The 23,867-nt window shown below is 71.4% G+C and carries 20 protein-coding genes; 10 read left to right on the forward strand and 10 right to left on the reverse strand.

Translation table 11 applies throughout. The annotated features are described in order from the left end of the window. Position 1: 1 nt before the first annotated feature. From ACFY36_RS04885 to ACFY36_RS04905, 5 genes are read right to left on the reverse strand one after another with little or no spacing between them, the layout of a single operon-like run. Positions 2-913 (reverse strand): dihydrodipicolinate synthase family protein, encoded by a 912-nt coding sequence (locus ACFY36_RS04885; protein WP_499744555.1) that lies wholly within the window; start codon positions 911-913, stop codon positions 2-4. Next, positions 910-2,301, reverse strand: coding sequence for an FAD-dependent oxidoreductase (locus ACFY36_RS04890; protein WP_499744556.1), 1,392 nt, complete (start codon positions 2,299-2,301; stop codon positions 910-912). The genes ACFY36_RS04885 and ACFY36_RS04890 overlap by 4 nt, the downstream gene beginning before the upstream one ends. Continuing rightward, entirely contained in the window at positions 2,294-2,602 is a 309-nt protein-coding gene (locus tag ACFY36_RS04895) for a (2Fe-2S)-binding protein (RefSeq protein ID WP_499744557.1), read from the reverse strand. The genes ACFY36_RS04890 and ACFY36_RS04895 overlap by 8 nt, the downstream gene beginning before the upstream one ends. A gap of 13 nt (positions 2,603-2,615) precedes the next feature. Then, a complete protein-coding gene (locus tag ACFY36_RS04900) occupies positions 2,616-3,767 on the reverse strand; it encodes an NAD(P)/FAD-dependent oxidoreductase (protein ID WP_499744558.1) in 1,152 nt (383 codons plus the stop codon). Then, positions 3,764-4,429, reverse strand: a complete 666-nt coding sequence (locus ACFY36_RS04905; protein ID WP_499744559.1) for a GntR family transcriptional regulator — start codon at positions 4,427-4,429, stop codon at positions 3,764-3,766. The genes ACFY36_RS04900 and ACFY36_RS04905 overlap by 4 nt, the downstream gene beginning before the upstream one ends. Positions 4,430-4,469: 40 nt before the next feature. On the opposite strand from ACFY36_RS04905, the gene ACFY36_RS04910 reads away from it, so the two are divergent. From ACFY36_RS04910 to ACFY36_RS04920, 3 genes are all read left to right on the forward strand, one after another. After that, positions 4,470-5,351 (forward strand): ornithine cyclodeaminase family protein, encoded by an 882-nt coding sequence (locus tag ACFY36_RS04910; RefSeq protein WP_499744560.1) that lies wholly within the window; start codon positions 4,470-4,472, stop codon positions 5,349-5,351. Beyond that, complete coding sequence (locus ACFY36_RS04915; protein ID WP_499744561.1) at positions 5,348-6,208, forward strand: LLM class flavin-dependent oxidoreductase; 861 nt, start codon at positions 5,348-5,350, stop codon at positions 6,206-6,208. The genes ACFY36_RS04910 and ACFY36_RS04915 overlap by 4 nt, the downstream gene beginning before the upstream one ends. 224 nt (positions 6,209-6,432) lie before the next feature. Then, a complete protein-coding gene (locus tag ACFY36_RS04920) occupies positions 6,433-7,068 on the forward strand; it encodes a DedA family protein (RefSeq protein ID WP_499744562.1) in 636 nt (211 codons plus the stop codon). A 53-nt stretch (positions 7,069-7,121) separates the two neighbouring features. Here the strand turns inward: ACFY36_RS04920 and ACFY36_RS04925 are convergent, their stop codons facing one another. From ACFY36_RS04925 to ACFY36_RS04935, 3 genes are read right to left on the reverse strand one after another with little or no spacing between them, the layout of a single operon-like run. Next, entirely contained in the window at positions 7,122-8,318 is a 1,197-nt protein-coding gene (locus ACFY36_RS04925) for a metal-dependent hydrolase family protein (RefSeq protein ID WP_499744563.1), read from the reverse strand. Further along, the gene (locus ACFY36_RS04930; RefSeq protein WP_499744564.1) at positions 8,315-10,033 is read right to left on the reverse strand and encodes a hydantoinase B/oxoprolinase family protein; all 1,719 of its coding nucleotides are present in this window, start codon (positions 10,031-10,033) and stop codon (positions 8,315-8,317) included. The genes ACFY36_RS04925 and ACFY36_RS04930 overlap by 4 nt, the downstream gene beginning before the upstream one ends. After that, positions 10,030-12,072: a hydantoinase/oxoprolinase family protein gene (locus ACFY36_RS04935; protein ID WP_499744565.1), complete on the reverse strand. Its 2,043-nt coding sequence runs from the start codon at positions 12,070-12,072 to the stop codon at positions 10,030-10,032. The genes ACFY36_RS04930 and ACFY36_RS04935 overlap by 4 nt, the downstream gene beginning before the upstream one ends. Positions 12,073-12,372: 300 nt before the next feature. Here ACFY36_RS04935 and ACFY36_RS04940 point away from each other — a divergent pair, with 300 nt between their 5' ends. The 7 genes from ACFY36_RS04940 to ACFY36_RS04970 are packed head-to-tail and all read left to right on the forward strand — an operon-like array spanning position 12,373 to position 20,123. After that, on the forward strand, positions 12,373-12,708 hold the full coding sequence (locus tag ACFY36_RS04940; protein ID WP_499744566.1) for an antibiotic biosynthesis monooxygenase family protein: 336 nt from the start codon (positions 12,373-12,375) through the stop codon (positions 12,706-12,708). Beyond that, positions 12,705-13,721 carry a sugar ABC transporter substrate-binding protein gene (locus tag ACFY36_RS04945; protein WP_499744567.1) on the forward strand — a complete coding sequence of 339 codons (1,017 nt, stop codon included), beginning with the start codon at positions 12,705-12,707 and terminating at the stop codon, positions 13,719-13,721. The genes ACFY36_RS04940 and ACFY36_RS04945 overlap by 4 nt, the downstream gene beginning before the upstream one ends. Before the next feature lies 1 nt (position 13,722). Next, on the forward strand, positions 13,723-15,237 hold the full coding sequence (locus tag ACFY36_RS04950; protein ID WP_499744568.1) for a sugar ABC transporter ATP-binding protein: 1,515 nt from the start codon (positions 13,723-13,725) through the stop codon (positions 15,235-15,237). Continuing rightward, a complete protein-coding gene (locus ACFY36_RS04955) occupies positions 15,234-16,232 on the forward strand; it encodes an ABC transporter permease (RefSeq protein ID WP_499744569.1) in 999 nt (332 codons plus the stop codon). Before ACFY36_RS04950 ends, ACFY36_RS04955 begins: the two co-directional genes overlap by 4 nt. Before the next feature lie 17 nt (positions 16,233-16,249). Beyond that, on the forward strand, positions 16,250-17,515 hold the full coding sequence (locus tag ACFY36_RS04960; protein WP_499744570.1) for a hydantoinase/oxoprolinase N-terminal domain-containing protein: 1,266 nt from the start codon (positions 16,250-16,252) through the stop codon (positions 17,513-17,515). Then, a complete protein-coding gene (locus ACFY36_RS04965) occupies positions 17,512-18,621 on the forward strand; it encodes an S-methyl thiohydantoin desulfurase family protein (protein WP_499744571.1) in 1,110 nt (369 codons plus the stop codon). The genes ACFY36_RS04960 and ACFY36_RS04965 overlap by 4 nt, the downstream gene beginning before the upstream one ends. Beyond that, positions 18,618-20,123: a PucR family transcriptional regulator gene (locus ACFY36_RS04970; protein ID WP_499744572.1), complete on the forward strand. Its 1,506-nt coding sequence runs from the start codon at positions 18,618-18,620 to the stop codon at positions 20,121-20,123. The genes ACFY36_RS04965 and ACFY36_RS04970 overlap by 4 nt, the downstream gene beginning before the upstream one ends. On the opposite strand, the gene ACFY36_RS04975 is transcribed toward ACFY36_RS04970, so the two are convergent. After that, entirely contained in the window at positions 20,071-21,741 is a 1,671-nt protein-coding gene (locus tag ACFY36_RS04975; protein WP_499744573.1) for a hydantoinase B/oxoprolinase family protein, read from the reverse strand. The two genes, ACFY36_RS04970 and ACFY36_RS04975, sit on opposite strands and share 53 nt — an antisense overlap. Then, positions 21,738-23,771 carry a hydantoinase/oxoprolinase family protein gene (locus tag ACFY36_RS04980; protein WP_499744574.1) on the reverse strand — a complete coding sequence of 678 codons (2,034 nt, stop codon included), beginning with the start codon at positions 23,769-23,771 and terminating at the stop codon, positions 21,738-21,740. Before ACFY36_RS04980 ends, ACFY36_RS04975 begins: the two co-directional genes overlap by 4 nt. Between the last annotated feature and the right edge of the window lie 96 nt (positions 23,772-23,867).

Raw genomic sequence — 23,867 nt, forward strand, 5'->3', positions numbered from 1 at the left:
GTCAGACCGCCAGGCTCGCGACGGCCTCGACGGCCCGCTTGGTCTCGGCCTCGATCTGGGCGCGGTGCTCCGGCGTGAGCGCGCCGCGCGGCGGGCGGCACGGGCCGCCGTACCGGCCGACGATGTCCATGCTCAGCTTGATGGCCTGGACGAACTCGGTGCGCGAGTCCCAGCGGAAGAGCGCGACCAGCTTCTCGTACAGCGCGCGGGCCTCGGCCACCTGACCGTCGAGCATGAGGTTGTAGATGCGCACCGACTCGGCCGGGAACACGTTGGGGAAACCGGCGAACCAGCCCACCGCGCCGTCCACCATGAGCTCGAACAGGACGTCGTCGGCGCCGGCCACCACGTCGATGTCGCACTTCTCGCGGATCTCGAAGAGCCGCCGCACGTCGCCGCTGAACTCCTTGACCGCTTTCACCTGCGGGATCTGCGCGATCTCGGCCACCAGCGAGGGCACCAGGTCGACCTTGGTGTCGTACGGGTTGTTGTAGATCATCATCGGGAGCCCGGCCTCGGCGATGTGCGTGTAGTGCTCGACCACCTGCGACGCGCTGGCCCGGTACATGGTCGGGGGCAGTGCGAGCACGCCGTCGGCGCCGTCCTCGGCCGCCAGCTCGGCCCAGTGCTTCGCCTGGTGCCAGCCCGGGCCGTGCACGCCGGCGACGACCACGCCGCGCCCGCCGACGGCCTCGACCGCCACCTGGACGACCTTGCGCCGCTCGGCGTCGGTCAGCGACGAGTATTCGCCGAGCGAGCCGTTGGGCCCGACACCGTGGCAGCCGTTGCTGATCAGCCAGTCGCAGTGCTCGGCGAACTTGTCGTAGTCGACGGCCAGGCCGGCCGGGGCGGAGGGGTCTTCACGGTAGGGGAGGGCGGTGGCGACGATGACGCCACGCAGAGTCTCGGTCATTCGGTGTCTCCTTGCATGCGTGCCAGTTCGCCGAGGCGAACCAGGCCGGCCAGGGGGCGGGTGGCGGTCCGGCCCGGGTCGAGCAGGCCGCCGGTCGTACGGTCGAGAAGCTCTTCGACGCTGCGCCCGCAGACCCGGCCCTGGCAGACGCCGAGCCCCGCACGGGTGCTCAGCTTCAGGGACCGTAGCCCGCGCGACCCGGTGGCCGCGGCGATGTCGCGCAGCTCGCCCGCGGTCACCTCCTCGCAGCGGCAGATCAGGGTGTCGTCGGCGAGCCATCCGGTCCAGCCCGGGCGGATGCCGTGCCCGGCGCCGAGACGGGCGGCGAAGCGCTGGTTCACCAGGACCTCGCGGCGCTGGGCCGCTGTGGGAGCCGCCCCGGCGGCCACCGTGCCCGCGAGCGCGCCCTCGGCCAGGGCCAGATCGGCGCCGCCGATGCCGGTGATCTCGCCGGCCGCGAAGACGCCGGGCACGCTTGTGCGGCAGGCGCCGTCGACGACGACGGCGCCGTCGGGCCCGGTCGCGCATCCGGCGGCGACGGCCAGCTCGGTACGGGGCAGGAAGCCGTGGCTGACGCAGACCGCGTCCACCGCGATCCGCCGGGACGTGCCGGGAACCGGCGCCCACTCCGTGTCGAGGCGGGCGACGGTCACCTCCTCGACCCGGTCGCGGCCGTGTGCGGCGATCACGCCGGTCGCCACGCGGTAGGGAACGCGGTGACGCGCGAGATCACGGACGTAACCCGCGAGCTCGCCGGTCTTGTGCGAGGCGCTCAGCAGCTCGGCCGGGCGAGTGGTCCAGGCGCGGCCGAGCCGGCCCCAGCCGCCGGCCTCGAGCACGCCGGCCACCCGGGCGCCGGTGCGGATCAGGCTGGACGCCACCGGCAGCAGGAACGGGCCCGCCCCGGCGACCAGCACGCGCCGGCCCACCGCGACCCGCTCGGCCTTGGCCAGCGCCTGGGCGGCTCCGGCGGTGAAGACACCGGGCAGGTCCCAGCCGGGGAAGGGCAGTGTCCGCTCGTAGGCCCCGGTCGCGAACACGAGCGCGTCGGGCTCGAAAGTCTGTGGCCGGCGATCGCCGCCGTCGGCGGGGCCGATCAGCACGTGCACGGTGGGTGGCCGGTCGTCGTGGCGCTCGGCGAGCCAGACCTGCGCCCCGGTCACGATCTCGACTCCGGTCAGTTCCCTTCGGAGGGCGGCGAACCGTCCCCAGCCGTGATGCAGCACCTGCTCGCGGGCGGCCGGGCGCTGCGCGGGGAGATGACGCCAGTATTGGCCGCCGACATCCTCGGCCGCGTCGAGCACGACGACCCGGGCGCCGGACCGGCGGGCGGCCGCGGCGGCGGCCAGGCCGGCCGGACCGGCCCCGATGATCAGAACCTCAGTCATGGGTGGTCACCTCGTCTCCGTCGGCGGCGCGGCGCTGACAGGCGCGCACGTCACGCAGGCCGTTCACGGTGATCAGGCAGTCGAAGCAGACGCCGATGCCGCAGAAGACGCCCCGCGGCCGGCCCTGCCGGCCGGTGGTGCGCCAGCTCTGGCGGCCCGCGCCCATGAGCAACCCGGCGATGGTCTGCCCGGCCAGGCCCGCGACCGGGACGTCGTCGACGACGATCACGATCTCCGCCGCCTCGCCCGGCTGAACGGGGTCGTCGGCGGGGCCTATGCGGGCCGGTCCGGTCGTCGTCATGCTCAGTAGTATGTCACACACTACTTACGAGATGCGAGGCCAAAGTCGGCCTTTCCACGGCGAACGGCGAAGCCGGCACCCTCGTCTCCCGCCCCAGCAGCAGGTCGGCCAGCAACTCGGCGGTCGCCGCCGACAGCACGATGCCCGCGCCCTCATGTCCGGTCGCATGCCACAGGCCGGGCAGCCGCGGATCGGCCCCGATCACCGGCAGATGGTCGGGGACATAGGGGCGGAAGCCGCCGTACGCCCGCATCACCGCAACATCGGCCAGGAAAGGAAAAAGCACCATCGCCTTGGCGGCCAGCGCGGACAGGACCCGCGCCTCGATCCGGCCGTCGAAGCCGCGCCGCTCGCGCGAGGAGCCGATCAGAACCGTGCCGGACGCTGTCGACTCGACCACGCTGGATGTCTGGAGCGCGGCGTCGCTCGACCCGACGGCGCCCACGTAGTCGGCGTCGTAGACCTTGTGGCGGATGCGCTGCGGCATGCGGGTGGTGACCAGGATCGTGCCCCGGCGAGGCCGCACCGGCAGCGCGACGCCCAGGCGGGCGGCGACCTCGCCGGACCAGGGCCCGGCGGCGATCACGACATGGTCGGCGTGCAGGTCACCGGCGGTGGTGCGGACGCCGGCGAGCCGATCGCCCGAGAGAAGAGAAGAGAGGACTTCGACCCCTTGCCGTACGGCGGCGCCCCGTCGCCGGGCCTCGGCCAGCAGCGCCTCGGTGGCGATCGCGGGCTGCACCTGCGCGTCCTGCGGATAATGGACGGCCGCGGTGTAGTCGCGGGTCAGCTCGGGTTCCAACTCGTGCGGATCGACCTCTTCGGCGATCACCCCGGCGCCGCGCTGGCGGGACGCGAACGCCCGCAATCCCCGGGCCCCGGCCTCGGTGGTGGCGACGACCAGGCCGCCCTTGGCCTCGTACTCAATGCTGGGAAAGCCTTTGACCTCGTCTTTCATCGCTTCCCAGAGCGCCAGGGAGCGCTGGGCCAGCACCAGCTCGTCGCCCGGCCCCTTGTCGGAGACCAGCAGGTTTCCCTCGCCCGCGGCCGACGTGCCGCCCGCCGAAGCCGCGCGATCCAAAACGGTCACGGACGCGCCGGCGCCGGCCAACTCGCGCGCCACGGCGGCGCCGACGATGCCGGCGCCGACGACGATCACCCTCATCGCGCGCCCTCGGGGCGACCGCTCCACCAGCCGGTGACATGGCCGATGTGCACCCGCATCAAACCCTCGGCGGCGGCGCCCTCACCGGCCACGAGAAGGTCGAGCAGGGTGTGATGCTCGGCCGACGAACGGGCCAGCTCGGGCGTGCCCAGCATGTTGGCCAGACCCACCAGCCGGGTCTGCTGCCGAAGATCGCCGACCAGCGTGACCAGCCGATCGTTACCGGTCAGGCTGAGCAGATGAAGATGGAAGGCGGTGTCGGCCGCCAGATAAGTCTGCAACGCGGAGGCGTCCGCGCTGGTCACGATGTCTTCGGCCTGCGCGCGGAGCTCGGTCAGCGCCGTACCGTCGATCTTGCCCGCGAGCAGGCGCATCGCCGGCGCCTCGAGCCACTGACGGATCTGCACGATCTGCTCGAGCTCCTGCTCACTGACCTCGGTGACCCGGAAGCCCTTGTTGCGCGCGATCTCCACGAAACCGCGTTTCTCGAGATTCAACAGCGCTTCCCGTACGGGAGTGGCGGAAACGTCGAAACGCGCGGCCAGCGTGGGAGCGGTCAGCATGGTGCCCGGTGGGAACTCTCCGGAGACGATGGCGGCCGAAACCGCCTCCTCAACGGACTGGCGATAGCTGCCGGCGGTGTGCAGTGGGCCGATCGTCATGCTGTTGCCTCCTCCAGTGGTATGTGACATAGTACAGCGCATGTTCAATGCGGACCAGGTGCACTCGCTCGGCTTTTCTCAAGCCGTCGCGGCCCTGCGCGGTGCCCTGACCGCAGGCCTCGACCCCGAGCGGGAGCCACCGCGCATACCTATGAATACCGGCACCGGCGAGATCCTCGTGATGCCCTCCGCCGACCGCAAGACCGCCGGCGTCAAGCTGGTCACCATCGCCCCCGGCAACCCGTCCCGCGGTCTGCCCCGCATCCATGGGGTCTACGTGCTCTTCGACGCCGAGACGCTGGTGCCGCGCGCGGTCCTCGATGGAGCGGCGCTCACCGCCCTGCGCACTCCGGCGGTGTCGGCGCTCGGCGTCGACCTGGTCGCTCCGCCCGGCGCCCACCGGCTGGTCGTCTTCGGCACGGGCCCTCAGGCTCGCGGTCACGTCGCGGCGCTGCGGGCGACAAGATCGATTGATTCCGTACGGATCGTGGGCCGCGACCCGGCGAAGACGGCCGCCTTCGCCGAGAGCCTGCACGCGACCGCTGCCGACGCCTCCGCAGTTGCCGAGGCCGACATCGTGGTCTGCTGCACCACGGCTCGGCAGCCTCTCTTCTCCGGTTCGCTGCTCGCGCCGGAGGCCGTGGTGGTGGCCGTCGGATCGCACGAGCCCGAGGCCCGTGAGGTCGACGCCGAGACGGTGAGCCGGGGCGGCGTGCTCGTGGAATCTCGCGCGGCTGCCCTGCGCGAGGCCGGCGACGTCATTCAGGCCATCGAGGCCGGCGTCATCGACGACGGCGCGCTGGTCACCTATGCCGACCTGGTCCGGGATTCCGTCCCCACCCGGCCCCGGTTGATCAAAACTGTGGGGATGGGCTGGGAGGATCTCGTGATCGCCACTGCCGTCGTGGAGGCCGCCGCATGAGACTGTCCGCTCTGGTGCTGCCCGACCGCCATCCGGCCAGCACATTTCTCGCCGAGGTGTCCGAGGCCGAGCGCTTCGGCGTGCACACTGTCTGGACCTACGATCATTTGACCTGGCCGTTGCTGGCCGACAATCCGTGGTACGGCTGCGTTCCCCTGCTCGCCGCGGCGGCCGTGACGACCACGCGCGTGCGCCTCGGCTGCCAGGTCGCCACGCCGAACTACCGGCATCCCGTGCCGTTCGCCAAAGAGCTCATGACGCTCGACCAGCTCAGCGGCGGCCGCATCGACGTCGGGCTGGGCGCCGGCGCCGAGGGGCCCGACGCGCTGGTTCTCGGTGACCCGCCACGTACGCCGCGCGAGCGCATGGACCGCTTCGCCGAGTGGATAGACCTGCTCGACACGTTGCTGCGCGAGCCGGTCACCACGGTCCGCGGCGAGCGTTACTCGGCCGTCGACGCTCATCAGCTTCCCGGTTGCGTTCAGACTCCGCGCGTGCCCTTTACCGTGGCCGGCACCGGCCCGCGCTCCCTCAAGCTCGCCGCCCGCCATGGTCAGGCCTGGATCACCTACGGTCCTTACGGGCCCGCGGTCGGGCCTGAGGAATGGTTCGCCGCGCTCGAGAAACAGGCGGGCCAGCTGGACGATGCGCTGGCCGAGGGTCAGTCGCTATCCCGGATAGCCCAGTTCGCCGTCACCGTGAAGTGGCCCTTCGAGAGCAAGGACCGCTACCAGGACACCGTCGGCCGCCTGCGCACCCTCGGCTTCGACGAGATCAGTATCCATTGGCCCCGCCCCGACGGCCTCGGCGTTCCCCGCGACGCCCTCGACTTCATCGCGGAGGCCCATGGCTTGTGAAGGGCTTGACGGCCAACCGTGAGGCTTGCGAGGGATGCGGTCGGATTCCGGCCGCTGTCAAGCATTCGCCGATTCTTATGCCTGGCGTCAACCAGCGGTTCGGAAAGGCCCTGACACTACGAGAGGCGGTGGTGCTGTCCCTACCCATGATCGGCGGGCTTGCACCATCGAGCGGCGCTCCTGACATCCGTACGGTCGAAGGCAGAGATCGAGGGAGGACGTCGTTGCTGGACCATCTGATGCCGTTGATCTCGTCGCCGTGGATCTACCTCGTCGTCTTCGTGCTGGTGGCGATCGACGGGTTCTTTCCGGCCATGCCCTCCGAAGCCGTGGTGATCAGTCTGAGCGCGCTCTCCACGAGCGGCTCGGCCAACCTCGCCGCGCTCGCGGTGGCGGTGGTGGCTGGAGGAATGGTGGGGGACTGGATCGCCTACGCGCTGGGGCGCGGGGCCGGCCGCCGGATCAGGAGCCGCAAGCTGATCAAGGCGAAGGAAAGAGCCGAGCGGGCGATCGGGCGCTATGGCGGAAGCGCGATTCTGGTTGGCCGGTTTCTGCCGTACGGACGGACGGCCAGCGCTCTCACGTCCGGGTCGGTGTCGTTTCCGGTGGGGCGGTTCCGGTTGTTTTCGCTGCTGGCCAGTGCGGCCTGGGCGGCGTACATCATCGGCTTGGGTCTTGTCGGAGGTGTCGCCTTCGCGGGCTCGCCGCTGCTCGGCACGGCGTTCGGCTTGGCCATCGGTATGGGGCTGGCGGCGGTGGGTGCGCTCGTGCAGAGGAGACAGGCGAAGAGAAGGAAGGCGGCCGGCGACGGCGCCGCAGCGGGTCGCGAGCTCGTGGAGGCGGGCCGGCCCGAGGCGTGAGCACGGGCGCCGGCCATGGAAGGACCGGCGCCCGGGGACAAGCGCGAACAGGGTCAGGAGACGACTTCGCCGGCCTGGATCACTGTGCGGTTGGCGGGGCCGGACCACAACACCGATGGGTTCTCGAAAGGGTTTCCGTCGACTATGAGGAGGTCGGCGACGTAGCCGGGGGCCACCCGGCCCAGATCGTCGCGGCCTATCAGGGCGGCGTTCACCGATGTTGCCGACTGGAGGGCCAGGTGTACGCCGTCCACCTCCACCTGGAGGCGTAAGCCCTGGAGTTGTTCCTCCTCCAGGACGCCCATCAGGTCGGTTCCGAAGCCGACCCGGACGCCGGCTGCGCGGGCCAGCTCCACCGCTTTGCGGCCGGCCTCCAGGACCTCCCGGTTCTTTCGCTGCGACACCAGCGGCATGCCCAGCGCGTCTCCCCGGCGGTCCATCGCGTCGTACGCCGCCAATGTCGGCACCAGGAAGGCGCCCTCGGCGGCCATCAACGACGCCGTCGAAGCGTCCAGCAGGTTGCCGTGTTCGATCGTGCGGACGCCGTTCGTGACCGCGTGCCGGATCGCCTCGGGGGAGTAGGCATGTGCCGCCACGTAGCTGCCTCGCCTCGCCGCCTCCGATGTGACCGCTTGGATCTCCTCCGGCGAGTACTGCGGGATCCGGATCGGGTCGGTCAGCGACACCACCCCGCCCGACGCCATGATCTTGATGGCGTGGGCTCCCCGGCGCAGCCGGTCCCGGACGGCCACCCGCAACGGGTCGACGCCGTCCACCACCTCGACCGTGTGGGCGCCGCAGCCGCACACGTCCGAGTCGGCCGCCCGCACGTCGCCGTGTCCGCCGGTCTGGCTCAGCGCCGCCCCGGTCCACAGGTAGCGCGGCGACGGGATCAGCCCCTCCCTGATCGCCCGGTCCAGGCCCGCGTCGCCGCCCGACGGATCTCGCACCGTGGTGAAACCTCGGGACAGGGCGCCGGCCAGCCGCTTCGCGGCGGCCAGGGCGATGTAGCTCAACGGCCGCGACTCCAGCGACAGCATGTTCAGATCGATGCCGTACGCGTGGCAGTGCGCGTCGATGAGGCCGGGCAGCACCGTCCGCCCGCGCGCGTCGATCACCCGCGCGGAGGAAGGGGCGGCGCCGTCGCCGACGGCCGTGATCCGGCCGTCGGCGACGTGCACCGAGCCTTCGACGAGGTCGCCGTTGACCCCGTCGAAGATCGTCGCGTTGATGATGGACAGCGACGTCACGCCGGCACCGTGGCGCGCAGCCGGGCGGTGGCCTCGGCGTCGACCTCGAAGCTCGCCGGGTCGACCACGACGCCGTAGGAGTCCTGAGCCGCGGCGGCCGACACGAAGCCGTTGCGGACGTCGGCGGCCACGCGGGCCGGGTCCCGGTCGTACGGGTTGCCGTAGCCGCCACCGCCGCCGGTGTTGTTCACCAGCACGTCCCCGGTGTCCAGGAGGTTGTAGCTGCCGCCCGTCACCTTCTCCCGATCCGATCCCGGGTTCAGCACGATGTGGTTGTTGTCGCCCTCGTGCCCGCCCTCGATGGGCCACGGCTTCGTCTTCGTCTTGTACACGATGCAGATGCCCGTCGACGGGGCCGTGAAGCGGTACGACCGGCCCACCCCCACGCCGCCCCGGTGCTTGCCCGCTCCGCCCGTGTCCGGCCGGTAGCCGTACGACTCGATGAACATCGGCGATTTCGTCTCCAGCACCTCGACCGGGTTGTTGCGGCATCCCGGCTCCGACAGGTGCATGATGCCGTCCGCGCCGTCGCCGCCCGCGTGACCGCCGAAGCCGACCGCCTCGTTCGTCGCCTCCAGCCACGCCTCGCCGTTGCGCGGGTTCACGCCCAGGCCCATCATCGAGCACACGTCGCCGCCCGAGCAGGCCGGCACCAGATCCGGCATGCCCTGGGCCAGCGCCTTCAGCACCACCTCGCCGCCGAGCAGGCCCGTCCAGAGCGTGAACGTCGGCATCGGCGGCACCGCGTGCATCACCGAACCCGGCTCCGTGATGACCCTCAACGGCCGGAAGTTGCCCGCCACCACCGGCGTGTCCGGCGTCGTCAGCGACTTGAAGATGAGGCTGCAGAACGCCTCCGTCTGCCCCACCGGCAGGTTGATCGGGCCCCGGACGTCCTTCTCGCTGCCCGTCCAGTCGACGATCATCTCGTCGTCGGTCACGGTGACCGTCACGTTCATTTTGATCAGGCGGTCGAGGTCGACGCCGTCCTGGTCGACGAAGTCGTGCGCCGTCCACGTACCCTTCGGCAGCTTGGCCAGCGCCAGCCGGGCCAGCTTCTCACCGTGGTCGTTGATCGCCGCCATCGCCTCCGTCAGCACCGAGGCGCCATATTTGGAAGCGATTTCCTGTGTACGCCGGACGCCCGTGAAGCACGCCGACACCTGGGCCTGAAGGTCGCCGATGGTCCTCTCCGGCATGCGGCTGTTGAAGCGCACCACGTTGAAGACGTCGTCGTTGGCCACCCCTTCGCGGTACAGCTTGGCCGCCGCGAAGAAGATCCCCTCCTGGTACATGTCGGTGGAGTCGAGGACGTACCCCGCGTCCTTCTGCTTGAGGTCGAGCACGTGGATCCGGCACGAGGCGAAGCCGATCAGCGAACCCTCGCTGTGGATCGGCGCGAACACCAGCGGATCGAGCGTGTGCGCCGACGACCAGTACGGGTAGTTCAGCAGGAACACGTCACCGGGCAGCATCTTGTCCACGCCGAGGAACTCGACCGCCCGCTTGATGCCGTGGTCGTTGCCCCGGGTGAAGACCGCGATGCCGGGCGCGTCGGCCACCACGTCGCCGTTCGCGTCGTGGATGCCGATCCCGTAGTCGTGGATCTCGTAGACGACCGTGTTGTAGGCCGTCCGGCACAGGTTGCGGGCCATCTCCTCGGCGCCGGCCAGCAGGCCGTGCCGGATGACCTCGATGGTGATGGAGTCGATCATGAGTCCGCCTTCACGGTGATGACCATTTCGCCGTGCGAGCCGACCCGCAGGTGGTCGCCGGCGTGGATGACGGTGGTCGCGGTGTGTTCGTGGATGACGGCCGGCCCGGTGATCTCGTCGCCGGCCAGCAGGTTCTCGCGGGTGTAGAGCGCGTACGGCACCGCCGGCGACGACGCCGAGACATACACGTCACGGGTTCCCTCCGGCGCGAGGGCACCGGACGAGCGCGCCGGCAGCGCATTCAGCACCGGCTTGTCGACCTGCCCGGTGGCCCGCAGCCGCAGCGTCGTCACTTCGATCGGATCATTCATGACATGTCCGTACTGACGGAGATGCAGCGACGTGAACTCCTCCTCGACCACGGCCGACAAATCGGATGAAAGCGCGGGCACGGGAACGGTTACGGTGTGCTCCTGCCCGGCGTAGCGCACATCCACACTGCGGGAAAGCACCTGAGCGTCCGGCGCGAAGCCCTCGGCCGACAGCGCGGAAGCAGCCTCGACAGCCATCTCCTCGTAGGAAGCGGCCACCCCGGGAGAATCGAGTGAGGCGAGCGGCGTCACGGCCGTACGGGCGAAGTCATGCTGTACGTCGGCGAAGAGCATCCCGAACGCCGAGAACGCCCCCTGGCCCGGCGGCACGATCACGGTCGGGATCCCGAGTTCATGGGCCACGTCCACGGCCACCAGCCCGCCGCCACCGCCGAACGACAGCAGCGCGAAGTCCTTGGGATCGCGCCCCACCTCGACGGTGATGGCCCGTACGGCGCCCATGATCTTGGTCGTGGAGATCCGGATGATGCCGCGCGCGAGGGCCAGCGGCTCCATGTCCAGTTTGTCCGACAGAACCGACAACGCGTCGAGCGCGGCCCGCCCGTCCAGCGTCAGTCGCCCGCCCAGCGCGGCCGAACCACCCATGTACCCCACGGCCAGAGCCGCGTCGGTGAAGGTCGGCTGGGTGCCACCCTTGCCGTACGAGGCCGGCCCCGGGTCCGCTCCCGCGCTCTGCGGCCCGACCTGGAGCGCTCCCGCCCCGTCGAGCCAGGCGATCGAGCCGCCACCGGCCCCGATGGTGTGGATGTAGAGCGACGGCGTGTTGATCGGCAGGTTCTCGAACTCGGCGCCCTGGTGCAGCACCGGCGCGCCGTCGACCACCAGCGACGCGTCCAGGCTCGTCCCGCCCATGTCGATCGTGATCAGGTTTTCCGAGCCGATCAGCTTGCCGAACTCGGTGGCGCCGATGACGCCGCCGGCCGGACCGGAAAGGATCAGGCTCACCGGTTGCTCACGGGCCGCGCTCGCGGTCATCGCCCCGCCGCCCGAGCGGGTCATCAGGAAGCGCCCCTCGAAGCCGCCCGCGGCGAGCTCGCCCTCGAGCCGGGTGAGATAGCGGCGGACGATCGGCTTCACGTACGCGTCCAGCACCGCCGTGCTCGTCCGCTCGTACTCGCGATATTCGCGGGAGAGCTCGTGCGAGACGGTCACGACCACGTCCGGCGCGACCTCGGCGAGGATCTCGCGCATCCGGGTCTCATGGGCCGGGTTGGCGTACGAGTGCAGGAAGGCCACAGCCACAGAGTCGTAGCCCCGGGAAGCGATCGTCGCGGCCACCTCCCGGGCGGCGTCCTCGTCCAGCGGCTGGTGCACCGAGCCGTCGAACAGGCTGCGCTCGGGCACCTCGAACGTGTCGTACCGCTCGAGCAGGGCCGTCGGCGGCCGGTAGGTGATGTCGTAGTTGGTGCGCCGGTCGGTGCGGCCCAGCAGATAGACGTCGCGGAAGCCGGCCGTGCCGATCACCGCGGTGCGGGCGCCCGTGCGGGTCAGCAGCGCGTTGAGGCCGAGCGTGGTGCCGTGCGTGAACATGGCGACCTCGGAGATCGGCGCCTCGGTGGTGCCGAAGGCGTCGAGCACGCCCGCCGTGGGCTGGGACGGTGTCGTGGGCACCTTGCCGAACCGGATCTCCCCGGTGGCCGGCGTCAGCTCCACGACGTCGGTGAACGTGCCCCCGACGTCGATGGCCACGCGGCTGGTGCTGGTCATGGTGTTCGCCTTTCGCCAAAGCGCATGCGGCGGCCAAGGCCGTGAAGAAGGCATGCGGGAGAAGACGGCTGTGAAGAAAGCCGGGAGGACGTCGCCGGTTGGCGCGGCGAGGAGCCGAACGTTTCACGGCGCCGGAAGCCGTGTCAATCGTGAACGGCGCGACCGCCGGAGCCGCGAAAAGCCCGGGAACCGGTGCCTGCACAGCGAACGGCCGCGCCGCTGTGCTCGGCGCACATCCGTGGCCGACCGGCCACGGTCAGCATTTGCCAACTCCTGAACCCGACTGCACCGGGAGGCCCCGTGTTCCGCAGCGTCCTCACCCTCCGAGCGGCCGCCGGCAGGTCGGCCGACCTCGAGACCTTCTACGCGGACAACCGGGTCCTGGAGAGGGCCCGGACGTTCCCCGGGTGCCGCGCCGCCGAACTGTTGCGATCCGTCGACGCCGGCGCCGCGACCCACATCGTCACCGCCGATTGGGACACCGCGGCCGACTACGGCAACTGGGTCGCCGACCCGTGGCGGGCCTCTTTGTCCGAGGGGCTCACCGCACTACTGGACATCCGGGAAGACGAGCCGCTCGTTGGCGGAGTTTTCGAGCTCGTCGAGCCCTCTTCGAGAACAGAGGAGCACCAGTGATACGAGTTGCGCGCTACACCGCCGCCGGCCTGGCCGCCGCGGTCCTGATCGCCGGTTGCAGCAAGCCGGACTCCGAAGCCGCCGGCAGCGCGGCCACCGCCGCCCCGGCCGACAAGAAGCTCAGCATCGGATTCTTCGGTTTCGCCAAGGCCAACTCCTTCGCACAGGCCACCTGGGCCGGCATCCAGGAGTACGCGGCCGCCAACAACGCCGAGGCCACCTTCCTCGACTCGAACTTCGACGGGCCGACCCAGGTCAACCAGCTTCAGGACGCCGTCACCTCCAAGCGCTACGACGTCATCATCGTGCAGGCCAACGACGGCACCGCGATGGTCAACCCGGTCAAGCAGGCGGTCGCCGCCGGCATCCCCACGGTCATCGAGTTCACCCCGGTCGGCGGCAAGTACGACACGGCCGATCCGCAGATCCCGGGCACCGTCAACATCATCGACCCGCCCACGGTCAACGGCGACGGCCTGGCCAAGCTGGGCAACGAGGCCTGCAAGACCGTCACCGACGGGGCCTGCAAGGTGGCGTACTTCCAGGGCTTCGCGAACTACCCGCTGGACACCGCCCGCACGGACGCCGCGGTCAAGGCCCTCAAAGCGGGCGGCGCGGCCGAGGTCATCTCCAACTTCGTCGGCGGATACACCCCCGACAGCGGCCGTACGGCGATGCAGAACCTTCTCCAGGCGCACCCCGACGTCAACGTGGTGATCGGGTCGTCGCAGGCCCTCGAGGGCGCGACCCCGCTCGCGGCCGGCAAGAAGATCACCTTCGTCGGCAACGGCGGTTCGACCCAGGCCTACGACTACGTCAACAAGGGCACCTGGTACGGCGTCTACTCCGTGCCGGAGAAGAAGTCGGGCGCCAAGGCGGCCGAGCTCGGCCTGGCCAAGGCGCGCGGGCAGAGCGTGGCCGAGTCGACCGTGGTCTGCACGACCCTGACCGACTTCAACTGCCTCGGCACCAAGACCAGCCTCGAGGGCCAGACGGCCGACTACTCGGACTGACATGACGACCGACGGCAACCAGGCCCCGTCCATCTCGGTGCGGGGCATCGAAAAGAGCTACAGCGGTGTCTCCGTCCTGCGCGGCGTCGACCTCGACATCGCGCCGGGCGAGGTGCACGGCCTGGTCGGCGAGAACGGCGCCGGCAAGAGCACGCTGCTGAAGATCCTGGGCGGGGCGATCCGGGCCGACGAGGGCACGATCAGCTTCGACGGCGAGCGGGTCACCATCGCCAGCCCGCGCGACGCGATCGCCCACGGGGTCAGCCTGATCTCGCAGGAGGGCGCGCTCGTACCGGCGCTCTCCGTGCTGGACAACGTGTTCCTGGCCCAGTGGTCGCAGCGCGGCAGCTGGATCCAAGCCCGGCCGGACAAACGCCGGCTGGCCGACCTGATCGAGCTGACCGGTTTCACGGTCGACCCGGCCGAGCGGGTCGACCGGCTCCCGATCGGTGTGCAGCAGCAGGTGGAGATCCTGCGCTCGCTGGCCCGCGGGGCCCGGGTGCTCGCCCTGGACGAGCCCACGGCGGTGCTCAGCGAGCACGAGAAGGAGAACCTGCTCGGCCTGATCCGGCGGCTCGCGGCGAGCGGCACCACGGTCATCCTGATCTCGCACTTCCTCGACGAGGTGCTGTCCGTGGCGGATCGGATCACCGTGCTCCGGGACGGCAACCTCATCCGTACGGGAAAAGCCTCGGAAACCTCGCCGCGGGACCTCGTCGCCCAGATGGTGGGCCGCGAGATCGACGTCCTCTATCCGGACCCGGACCCCGTGCCGGCCGATGCGGCCGTCGTGCTCAGCGCCCGCGGCCTGCGTCGCGGCCTGGTTCAGGGCGTCGACCTCGAGGTACGGGCCGGGGAGATCCTCGGCATCGCCGGGTTGGTCGGCAGCGGCCGTACGGAGACCCTGCGGTTGCTCTTCGGCGCCGACAAGGCCACCGAGGGCATGGTCGAAGTCGACGGCGCCGCCCTGAAGAGGGGGACGCCGCGGCATGCGATGGCGGCCGGGGTGGCCATGGTGCCCGAGTCCCGCAAGGAACAGGGTCTGGTGATGGTTCGCTCGGTCGCCGAGAACGTCGCCCTGTCGTCGCTGCCCGGCCGCCGGGTCGGCCCGTTCGTGCGGAAGAAGGCCGAGGGGGCGGCGGTCGGCGAGATCGCGAAGACCGTGGACATCCGGGCCGCCAACCCGACCGCACCCATCGAGACGCTCTCCGGCGGCAACCAGCAGAAGGCGCTGTTCGCCAAGTGGCTGCTCCGCGAACCCCGGGTGCTGCTCATCGACGAGCCGACCCGCGGCGTCGACGTGGCCGCCAAGACCCAGATCCATCACCTCATCACCGATCTGGCCCGCGACGGCATGGCGGTCGTCTGCGTGTCCTCGGAGATCGAGGAGCTGCTGGCCCTCTCGCACCGGGTCCTCGTGCTGCGGCATGGCCGGCCGGTGGGGGAGTTCCCGCGCGGCACCACCCCCGAGACAGTCATCTCAGCCGCGTTCGGCGATCAGGAGGTTTCCACGTGAGCGTCGACGTATCCCCCCAAGCGGTGACCAAACCCCCACCCGTGGCGGGCGTGTCGAGCCTGGCCTTCCGGCTGCGCGACTACGGCATCGTGGCCGCGTTCGTGGTCATCGTCATCGCCCTGTCGGTCAGCACCGACACGTTCCTGACCAGCGCCAACCTCGTCAACCTGCTGGATCAGACGGCCGTGCTGGGCCTGCTCGCGGTCGGGGCCACGGTCTGCATCGTCAGCGGCGTCTTCGACCTGACGGCCAGCGCCACGCTGGCCCTGTCGGCGATCATCGGCGTGCAGATCGTCAAGGTCACCAACGTGTACGTCGGTTTCGCCGGCGCCGTGGCGGCGGGCGCCCTGCTCGGCTTCATCACCGGCATGGTGGTCACCCGCAGCGGGGTCAACTCGTTCGTCGGCACCCTGGCCACCAGCCTCGTCTACCGCGGCCTGGCCGTCATGGTGACCGGCGGCGCCATCGTCTATCCGCTGGCCACCCAGGCCGAGGACTTCGGGATGCTGACCTGGCCGTCGCTGTTCGGCCTGACCTCGGCCACCATCGTGTTCGTGGTGGTCGTGGCGGCCATCGGCGTCATCGTGGCCCGCACGACCTTCGGACGCCGGTTGTACGCCGTCGGTGGCAACGCCGAGGCGGCCCGGCTCTCCGGCATCCGGGTCGGCTCGATCCACGTGTCGGCCTTCGTGATCAGCGGCATCTGCTCGGCGCTGGCCGGGCTGATCCTGGCCTCCCGGGCCGGTTCGGCCCAGTCGACCATGGCGACCGGCATGGAGCTGACCGCCATCGCAGCCGCGGTCGTGGGCGGCACCAGCATCCTCGGCGGCGAGGGCGCGGTCTGGCGCGGCATCGTCGGCGCGCTGCTGCTGACCCTGATCGGCAACGGGTTCAACCTGCTCGGCTGGGACACGATCTATCAGCAGGTCCTGCAGGGCTGCCTCATCCTGTTCGCCGTGACCATGGACCGCTGGCTGCGAAAACGCACAAGATGACGGACTAGGATGTCGCAATGTCGGCACCAACCATCGGAGTTTCGCTGAGGCCCGGGAGGGCGTACGCGGCGGTGGTGCACGGCGCGACGGCGGTGCCCGTGGAACCGGTCGCGCCGGCCCGCACCGACGCCGACGGGGTCATCGCGGCGGCGGTGGCGGCCGCGCGGCGGTTCGCCCCCGGCGGGGCCGACGCCGTGACCGTGGACATCGCCCCGGTGCTGCTCGACACGCTGCTGCGCCCGGAGAGCGACATCCCGCCGGTGGCGGTGGTGCGGATCGTGCCGCGCGCCGCCACCGACCCGGTCCTGGCCCGATCGCCGGCCGAGGTGGTGGAGCGCCGGGTCGCCGGCCGGTGGACCGTCGGCGGCGGGCACGACCTGCTCGGCAACGAACTGCTCCCGCTCGACCGGCCGGCGCTGGCCGCGTTCATCGGCTCCCTGGCCGAGACCGGCATCCGGCACGTGGCCGTGGTCGCGGCCGGCTCGCAGGCCAAGCCCGCCCACGAGCGGGAGGTGGCCGACGCCATCCAGGCCGCGGTGCCGGGCGCCCGCATCTCGGTGGCCAGCGACTACGGCGGCCAGGGACTGACCGCCCGGGAGGCGACGGTGGTGCTCGACTGCGCGCTCACCGCGCTGACCGAGCGGCTGCTCGACCGCTGCGAGCGCACCCTGGCCAGACTTCCGGGAGACGTACGCCTGCGGGTCGCCCGCGGCGACGGCGGTTACAGCACGCCGTCGCGCATCCGGGTCACCCCGGTCATGGCGTTCGGCTCGACCGACGCGCTCGAGCTGTGCGGGGCGGCCCACCTGGCCGGGCTGGACGACTGCCGGGTGCTGCTGCGCCGCGACGGCCAGGACGTGGCCGGCGAGGTGCGGCACCGGCTGGCCGTGGTCCGCCTGGCCGAGCAGCCGCGCCTGGGCACCGAGCTGGTGGTGCCGACGGCCGCGCTCACCCCGCAGCCCCGCGAGACCTCACGCGGCGCCGACGTGCCGCTCGTCCTGGCCGAAAATCCCGACCTGCTGGCCTGTGTGGGCGCGGCCATCGCCCGCCCCGCCTCCTGGCTCGACGAGGTCGCCTTCATCGAGTCGGCCGACGAGCTGGAACGCGTCCGCCGCGACGTCGAGGAGCGGGCCACGGCCATGGTCATGGCCAACGGCGCCGCACCCGGCACCACCCACATCGCCGAGATCTCCACGGTCGCGGTCCCGTACAGCCCGTCGGGAACAGTGCGGATCCGCGTACGGGTCGCCGGCGCCCCCGACGACACCCTGGCCGGCCGATGAGCGGGAGCGCGGGCTACCTGGGCGCGATGGCCTCGATCAGCGCCGAGGACGTGCCCGCCCTGTACGAGGGGGCCAAGTTCTACTCGCCCGCGGTCGGCGACGCCGGCCGCTCGTCGGTGACCTCGTGGCTGGCCGGGCTCCTCGAACGCAACGGGCCGGTGCCGCTGATGCGCGTCGAATCGGTCGCGCCGGACACGCCCTGCGTCTCGGTGTGCGTGCTCGGCTCGGGCTCGGCCATGGCCGACCTGCCGCCCGCCGGCGACGAGTTCGTGCTGGCCGTCCGGCAGATCGAACGGCTACAGAAGGTGAAGTTCGGCGCCGTCTACCCCCTCGCCGCGGCCACCATCAGCGCGCTGGTCCCGGTCGTGACGGCCGCGCAGCTGGGCGTGCCGCTGCTCGACGCGGACGGGATGGGCCGCACCTTCGCGCTGATCCACCACACCGCCATGCACCTGGCCGGGGTGTCGCCGACCCCGCTGGCCGCGGTCGGCCCGACCGGCGAGAGCGTGCTCGTCGAGGTGCTCTCCGGGCCGCGCGCCGACCGGATGCTGCGGGCCAACGTCGACACGGTCGGCGGGTGGGCCGCCCTGGCCGCGTACCCGGTCGACGCCGGAACCCTGCGCCGCGCCGCGCTGCCGGGGACCATGTCCCGGATCACCAACGTGGGCCGGGTGCTCCTGGAGACGACCGACCCCGAGGTGCTGGTGACCCGGCTCGGCGCGATCACCGGCTGCCGGCGGATCGCCCGCGGGCGCATCGCCGAGCTCGAACACCTGAGCCGCCAGAACGACGTCACCATCCCGGCCCACCCGTCCAGCCTCGTGGTCGAGGAGACCGGCGGCCTCGGCCGGCAGGTGCGCATCGAGCTGCGCAGCGAGATCGTGGCCGTCTTCGCCGACGGCGCGCTGATCGCCGGCGCGCCCGACCTGATGTGCCTGCTCGACGTGTCCCGCGGCGCCCTGGCCACGCTGGACAGCCTGGAGCCGGGCGACCTGATCGACGTGCTGGTCACGCCGGCCGACGCGGTCTGGTACTCCCCGGAGGGGATGGAGATGGTCGGCCTGAGCTCGCACGGGATCCCGCTGGAACACCCGAGGCGCCGATGAGAGCGCGCCCCTCCACCCTGCCCATCACGCTGGGCGAGCTGGCCCGCGTACGGCCGCTGGCCGGGGCCGAGCTGCATCTGGCCGACCCGTCCCGCACGGTCGAGCAGGTGGTGCTGGCCGAGACGTTCGACCGGCTGCGGCACTGCCTGCCGCACGAGCTGGTGGTGCTGCACGACGAGGCCGCCACCGGTGGCTGGTCGCTGGCCGCGGCCCTGCATCTGGCCTGGGAGCGCAACCTGTCGGCGGTGGTCGTGTCCCGTACGGTGGCCGGCGCCTCCAGCGCCGCCCTGGCCGAGCGGCTGGCCATGTCGCTGATCGTCATCGAGGACGACCCGATCGAGGTCGCCCTCCAGCTGGCCGGTCAGGTCAGCGCGCCCGCCGCCGCCCGCGCCCAGCGCCAGGCCCGGATCGCCGAGCAGCTGGCCGAGCAGACCGGCATCCGGGGCGTCCTGGGCGTGCTCAACCGCGAGCTGCAGGGCGTGCCGGTGGCGCTGGTGGTCGGCGACGTGGTGGTGGCCGGGCAGGCCGCCGCCCTGGCCGAGCGGCCGCAGGTGCGCCAGATCGAGGTCGAGGTGCACGCGGCGGGGGAGAGGTCGGCGGCCCGGATGGTGGCCGCGGTGCCGGTGCCCGGACCGGCCGCCGTCGACCAGGTGGCGTCGCTGCTGCGGCTGGCCCGGCCGTCGCTGCAGGCGGCCTGGGCCCGCAGCCGGCTGGACGCGGCGGCCCGGGCCGCGCACGAGCAGGCCGCCTTCGAGCTGCTGCGCCGGCTCGAGACGGACGAGGCGCCGAGCTGGGCGGCCGAGCTCGGCTGGCAGGTCGGCCTGCACAACCGAGCGGTCTGGCTCGCGCCGGTACGGCCCGAGGGCGAGCCGTCGGACGAGGTCACCTATCTGATCCGCGCGTCCTGGCAGCGCGGGCACAGCATCTGGCCGCTGATCGCCGAGGGCGACGGGTGGATCTCCTGGCACAGCGGCGCCGACCCGGACGACGTGACGGCGCTGCGCCGGACGCTGACCGGCTTCCGCGACTCGGCCGTGGCCCACCGGCTCGTGCTCGGCGTGGGCCGCGCCCACGAGGGGGTCGGCGGGCTGATGCGCTCGGCGGCCGAGGCCCGGCTGGCCGCCCACGTGGCCCGCGAGTCCGGCGCCGGGTCGGTGCAGTGGTTCGATCAGGTGGGTGCGGCGGCCTCGCTGGCCTGGCTGCCCACCACCGAGATCGCCCAGGTGGCCGACCTGACCCTGGCCGAGCTGATGGCGGCCCGTGACCGGGCGCCGCTCGTGCAGACCGTGCTCGCGGTGCTCGACGCGGGCGGATCGCTGAGCCAGGCCTCGCGCCAGCTGGGCGTGCACCGCAACACGGTGCTGGCCCGGCTCGCGCGGGCCCGGCAACTCGGCCTGACCTACGACGAGCCGGGCCAGCGCCTGGCCCTGCACGTGCTCTGCTACGCGCTCACGACTCTGTGGAACCGATCCCGTAGCGGGAACGAGCCGTCTCCGCCGTGATGTTGCGGTCGAGCACGTCGGCGCGGACGTCGTCGGCCGACCGCTCGGTGGGGTCGCCGTAGCCGCCCCCGCCGCCCGTGGCACACCGTACGACGTCGCCCTTCTTGATCTTCATGCCGTTGATCTTCAAGATCCGCCGCTCGTCCTCGCGGCCCGGATTGATCACGACCTCGGGACCGACCGCGTCCTCGCCGCCGAACAGGCCCCAGGCGGGCTGCCGCGACCGCTCGAACCACAGCGACACCGACATGTCGGTCTGCGCCTCGTACTCGCGGACGACGCCGTTGCCGCCGCGCCACCGGCCCGAGCCGCCCGAGTCGGGGCGGATCCGGTATTCGGTGATCCGCCACGGATAGCGGGTCTCGTGCACCTCGATCGGGATGTCCTTGAGCGAGCCGTTCACGTTGTTGATCAGCGCGCTCTCGCCGTCCGAGCCGTTCCAGGCGCCCCAGCCGCCGACAGTGGCCTCGAGGCTGACGAAGTCGCGGCTCACCCGTGGATCCGTACCGGAACTCAGAATGATCATCGAATCGCCGTGACTGGCCCCGGCCACCTGGTCGGGCAGGGCCGGAGCCAGCGCGCGGGCCACCATGTCGATCAGCAGGCCCAGGTGCGAGAAGTACCACTGGCAGGCGGCCGGTGACCGCGCGCCGAGCACGGAACCCTCGCGGACCTGGGTCGTCATCGACCGGAAGGAGCCGCCGTTGCCGGGCAGGTCCGGGCTGACCAGCAGCTTGTAGCCCACGCGCAGGGCCGAGACGGCCTGCGAGACGCCGCAGTTGACCGGGCCCACGGTCTGGTCGGCCGACTCGGTGACGTCGAAGTCGATCTCCTCCCCGGCCACGGTGATCCTCAGGCGGATCGGGATCGGGGTGTCCAGGTCGACGCCGTCGTTGTCGAGCACGCCCTCGGCCGTGTAGACGCCGTCCGGGATCTTCGCGATGACGGCACGCTCGAGGAGCTCGGTCTGGTGGAAGATCTCGTCGCGCGCGGCTTCGAGAACGTCCAGGCCGAACCGGCGTACGATCTCCTGAAGTCGCCTCTCGCCCATCTGGATGCAGGCCATCATGGCGTGCATGTCGCCGGTGGTGGGATAGGGGAAACGCACGTTGGTGCCGATCGTGTCGATGACCGCGCGCTCCTCCTGCCCGCCCGAGACCAGCTTCTGCGGGCCGAGCCGCAGCCCCTCCTGGAAGATCGAGATCGAGTCCATCGAGCCACCGGGGTCCTTGGAGCCGACGTCGATCCAGTGCGCGCGGCTCGCGGTGAAGCCGACCAGGGTCTCGTCGACGAAGACGGGGCCGAAGATGGTGACGTCGTTGAGGTGCGTGCCGCCCAGGTAGCTGTCGTTGAGGATCCACACGTCGCCCGGCTGCCACACCTCGCGGCCGAAGCGCTCCTCGGTGGCCAGGGTGCAGGTCTCCAGGTTGCCCAGGAAGATCGGCAGGCCGGCCGACTGGCCGAGGACCTGGTGGTTCGCGTCGAGCAGGGCGACCACGCAGTCGCCGCATTCATAGATGATCGGGGTGTACGCCGAACGGATCAGCGTGGCGTTCATGTCATCGGCGGCCGCGTTGAGCGCGTTCCGGATGATCTCCACGGTAACCGGGTCGATCATGCGTCCTCGTCCTTCCTGATCACAAGCGAGCCGATGTCGTCGACGCTGACGCTGTAGCCGGGCGGCACCACTGTCGTGGCGGTGTCCTCGACCACCACCGCGGGGCCTTCGAAGGTGTGGCCGACGAAGAGATCGTCGCGGCGGGCCACGATCGCTTGTTGTGCGGCCCCGTCGAAGATCACTTCTTTGATGACGTGGGGGAACTCCGCGGTGGTGGCGGCCGGCCATTTCTGCGGCTCGGGACGGCCGAGATCGCCGAAGGCGGCGGTGCGCAGCGCGACGAACTCGATCGGGGCGCCCAGGTTGGCGTGACCGTAGCGGGCCTTGTGCAGGTCGGCGAAGCGCTGGGCGACGGTGGGGAGGAAGTCCTCGTCGTTCGGCTCGTCGGCGCTGGTCAGCGGCACGGTCAGCGTGTACTCCTGCGCGGCGTACCGGATGTCCACGGCATGGGTCGCGCTGCGCTTCTCGGAGGAAACGCCCTCATCGCCCAGGGTCTCGAGGCCCGCCTGCTCCAGCCGGCTGAGCGTTTCGGACATATCCGAAGTGTCGAGGTCCTGGTCGAGGAAGAAGTACGGCTCGGTCCAGTCCTGCCGGATCCGCGTCTGCAGCATGCCCCAGGCCGAGAACGCGCCCGGGAAGCGCGGCACGATCGTCTCGGCGATGCCCAGCTCGCGGGCCAGGAAGACGGCGTGCATCGGGCCGGCCCCGCCAAAGGCGACCAGGGCCGACTCGCGCGGCTCGATGCCCCTCGACACCGTGATGGTGCGGATCGCCTGCGCCATCTTGGAGTTGGCGACGTCGCAGATGCCCTCGGCCATCGCCTGGGTGGTCATGCCGAAGACCTCGGCCAGCCCGTCCACGGCCTGGGCGGCCGCGTCGGGGTCGAGCGTCATCTGGCCGCCCGCGAAGCCCTGCGGGTCGATGCGGCCCAGCACCAGGTTGGCGTCGGTCACGGTCGGCTCGGTGCCGCCGCGGCCGTAACAGGCCGGACCGGGCCGGGCGCCCGCGCTGCGCGGCCCGACCCGCAGGCCACCCGCCTCGGCCCACGCCACCGAGCCGCCGCCGGCGCCCACGGTGTGGATGTTGACCACGCTCATCAGCATGGGCAGGCCCTCGAGCTGCGCCTCGGCCGACACGTCGGGCTCGCCGTCGACGATCAGCGAGACGTCGAAGCTGGTGCCGCCCATGTCGACGCCGATCAGGTGCGGCCGCCCGGTCTGCCGGGACAGCTCGGCGCCGGCGATCGCCCCGCCGACCGGCCCCGAGAGCAGCGTCTGCAGCGGGCGGCGGCGGGCCGACTCGGCGGTCAGGATGCCGCCCGACGACTGCATGACGTGCAGCGGCACCCGCAGCCCCCGGCTCTCCAGCCGCCCTTCCAGGTCGAGAAGATAACGGCGGACGATCGGGCCGGTGTACGCCTCGACGACCGCCGACGACGTACGTTCGTACTCCCGCCATTCCTTCGCCGCCTCGTGCGACACCGAGACCGTGACGTCCTCGCCCAGCTCCTCGTGCAGGATCTCCCGGGCCCGCAGTTCGTGGGCCGGGTTCTTGTAGCTGAACAGGAAGGCGATGGCGACGGCGCCGGTGACCCGTTTGGCCGCCTCGCGCACCGCGTCCTCGTCCAGGGGCACGAGCTCGGTGCCGTCGGCCGCGATCCGGCCGCCGATGCCGACCACGTCCCGGCGCGGCACGAGCGGCGTCGGTTTGCGGTAGTGCAGGTCGTAGAGCCTGGTCCGCGGGCCGCGCGCGATGTGATAGCTGTCCTCCACGCCCGCGGTGCCCAGCAACAGCACGGGCACGCCGCGGCGCTCCAGGAACGCGTTGAGGCCCTGGGTCGTGCCGTGCACCAGGAAGTCGATGCCGGACGGCTCCTCGACCACCGCGCCGAGCCCGGCCAGCACGCCCTCGCTGAGATTGCCCGGGGTGGTCGACGCCTTGGTGGCCGCGAACGTCCCGCTCTCCTGGTCGTACGTCACGACGTCGGTGAAGGTGCCACCGATGTCCATCGCTACTCGATACCGCCCCATCTGCTCTCCCTCGATCGGTCCTCGCAAGCTAGGGAAGGGCGGTGTGCGGCAAGTGTGCGCGGGGCCTAGCGGCGCCGCGCCGCTGCGTGCTTCGCG

It is taken from the genome of Actinoplanes sp. NPDC000266 (genome assembly GCF_042899005.1).
Taxonomy (GTDB): Bacteria; Actinomycetota; Actinomycetes; order Mycobacteriales; family Micromonosporaceae; genus Actinoplanes.

Bases quoted from the DNA above. Each gene is read 5' to 3' on its own strand.
- ACFY36_RS04885 (WP_499744555.1), bottom strand. From the start codon at position 913: ATGACCGAGACTCTGCGTGGCGTCATCGTCGCCACCGCCCTCCCCTAC.
- ACFY36_RS04890 (WP_499744556.1), bottom strand. From the start codon at position 2,301: ATGACTGAGGTTCTGATCATCGGGGCCGGTCCGGCCGGCCTGGCCGCC.
- ACFY36_RS04895 (WP_499744557.1), bottom strand. From the start codon at position 2,602: ATGACGACGACCGGACCGGCCCGCATAGGCCCCGCCGACGACCCCGTT.
- ACFY36_RS04900 (WP_499744558.1), bottom strand. From the start codon at position 3,767: ATGAGGGTGATCGTCGTCGGCGCCGGCATCGTCGGCGCCGCCGTGGCG.
- ACFY36_RS04905 (WP_499744559.1), bottom strand. From the start codon at position 4,429: ATGACGATCGGCCCACTGCACACCGCCGGCAGCTATCGCCAGTCCGTT.
- ACFY36_RS04910 (WP_499744560.1), top strand. From the start codon at position 4,470: ATGTTCAATGCGGACCAGGTGCACTCGCTCGGCTTTTCTCAAGCCGTC.
- ACFY36_RS04915 (WP_499744561.1), top strand. From the start codon at position 5,348: ATGAGACTGTCCGCTCTGGTGCTGCCCGACCGCCATCCGGCCAGCACA.
- ACFY36_RS04930 (WP_499744564.1), bottom strand. From the start codon at position 10,033: ATGATCGACTCCATCACCATCGAGGTCATCCGGCACGGCCTGCTGGCC.
- ACFY36_RS04935 (WP_499744565.1), bottom strand. From the start codon at position 12,072: ATGACCAGCACCAGCCGCGTGGCCATCGACGTCGGGGGCACGTTCACC.
- ACFY36_RS04950 (WP_499744568.1), top strand. From the start codon at position 13,723: ATGACGACCGACGGCAACCAGGCCCCGTCCATCTCGGTGCGGGGCATC.
- ACFY36_RS04960 (WP_499744570.1), top strand. From the start codon at position 16,250: ATGTCGGCACCAACCATCGGAGTTTCGCTGAGGCCCGGGAGGGCGTAC.
- ACFY36_RS04965 (WP_499744571.1), top strand. From the start codon at position 17,512: ATGAGCGGGAGCGCGGGCTACCTGGGCGCGATGGCCTCGATCAGCGCC.
- ACFY36_RS04970 (WP_499744572.1), top strand. From the start codon at position 18,618: ATGAGAGCGCGCCCCTCCACCCTGCCCATCACGCTGGGCGAGCTGGCC.
- ACFY36_RS04975 (WP_499744573.1), bottom strand. From the start codon at position 21,741: ATGATCGACCCGGTTACCGTGGAGATCATCCGGAACGCGCTCAACGCG.
- ACFY36_RS04980 (WP_499744574.1), bottom strand. From the start codon at position 23,771: ATGGGGCGGTATCGAGTAGCGATGGACATCGGTGGCACCTTCACCGAC.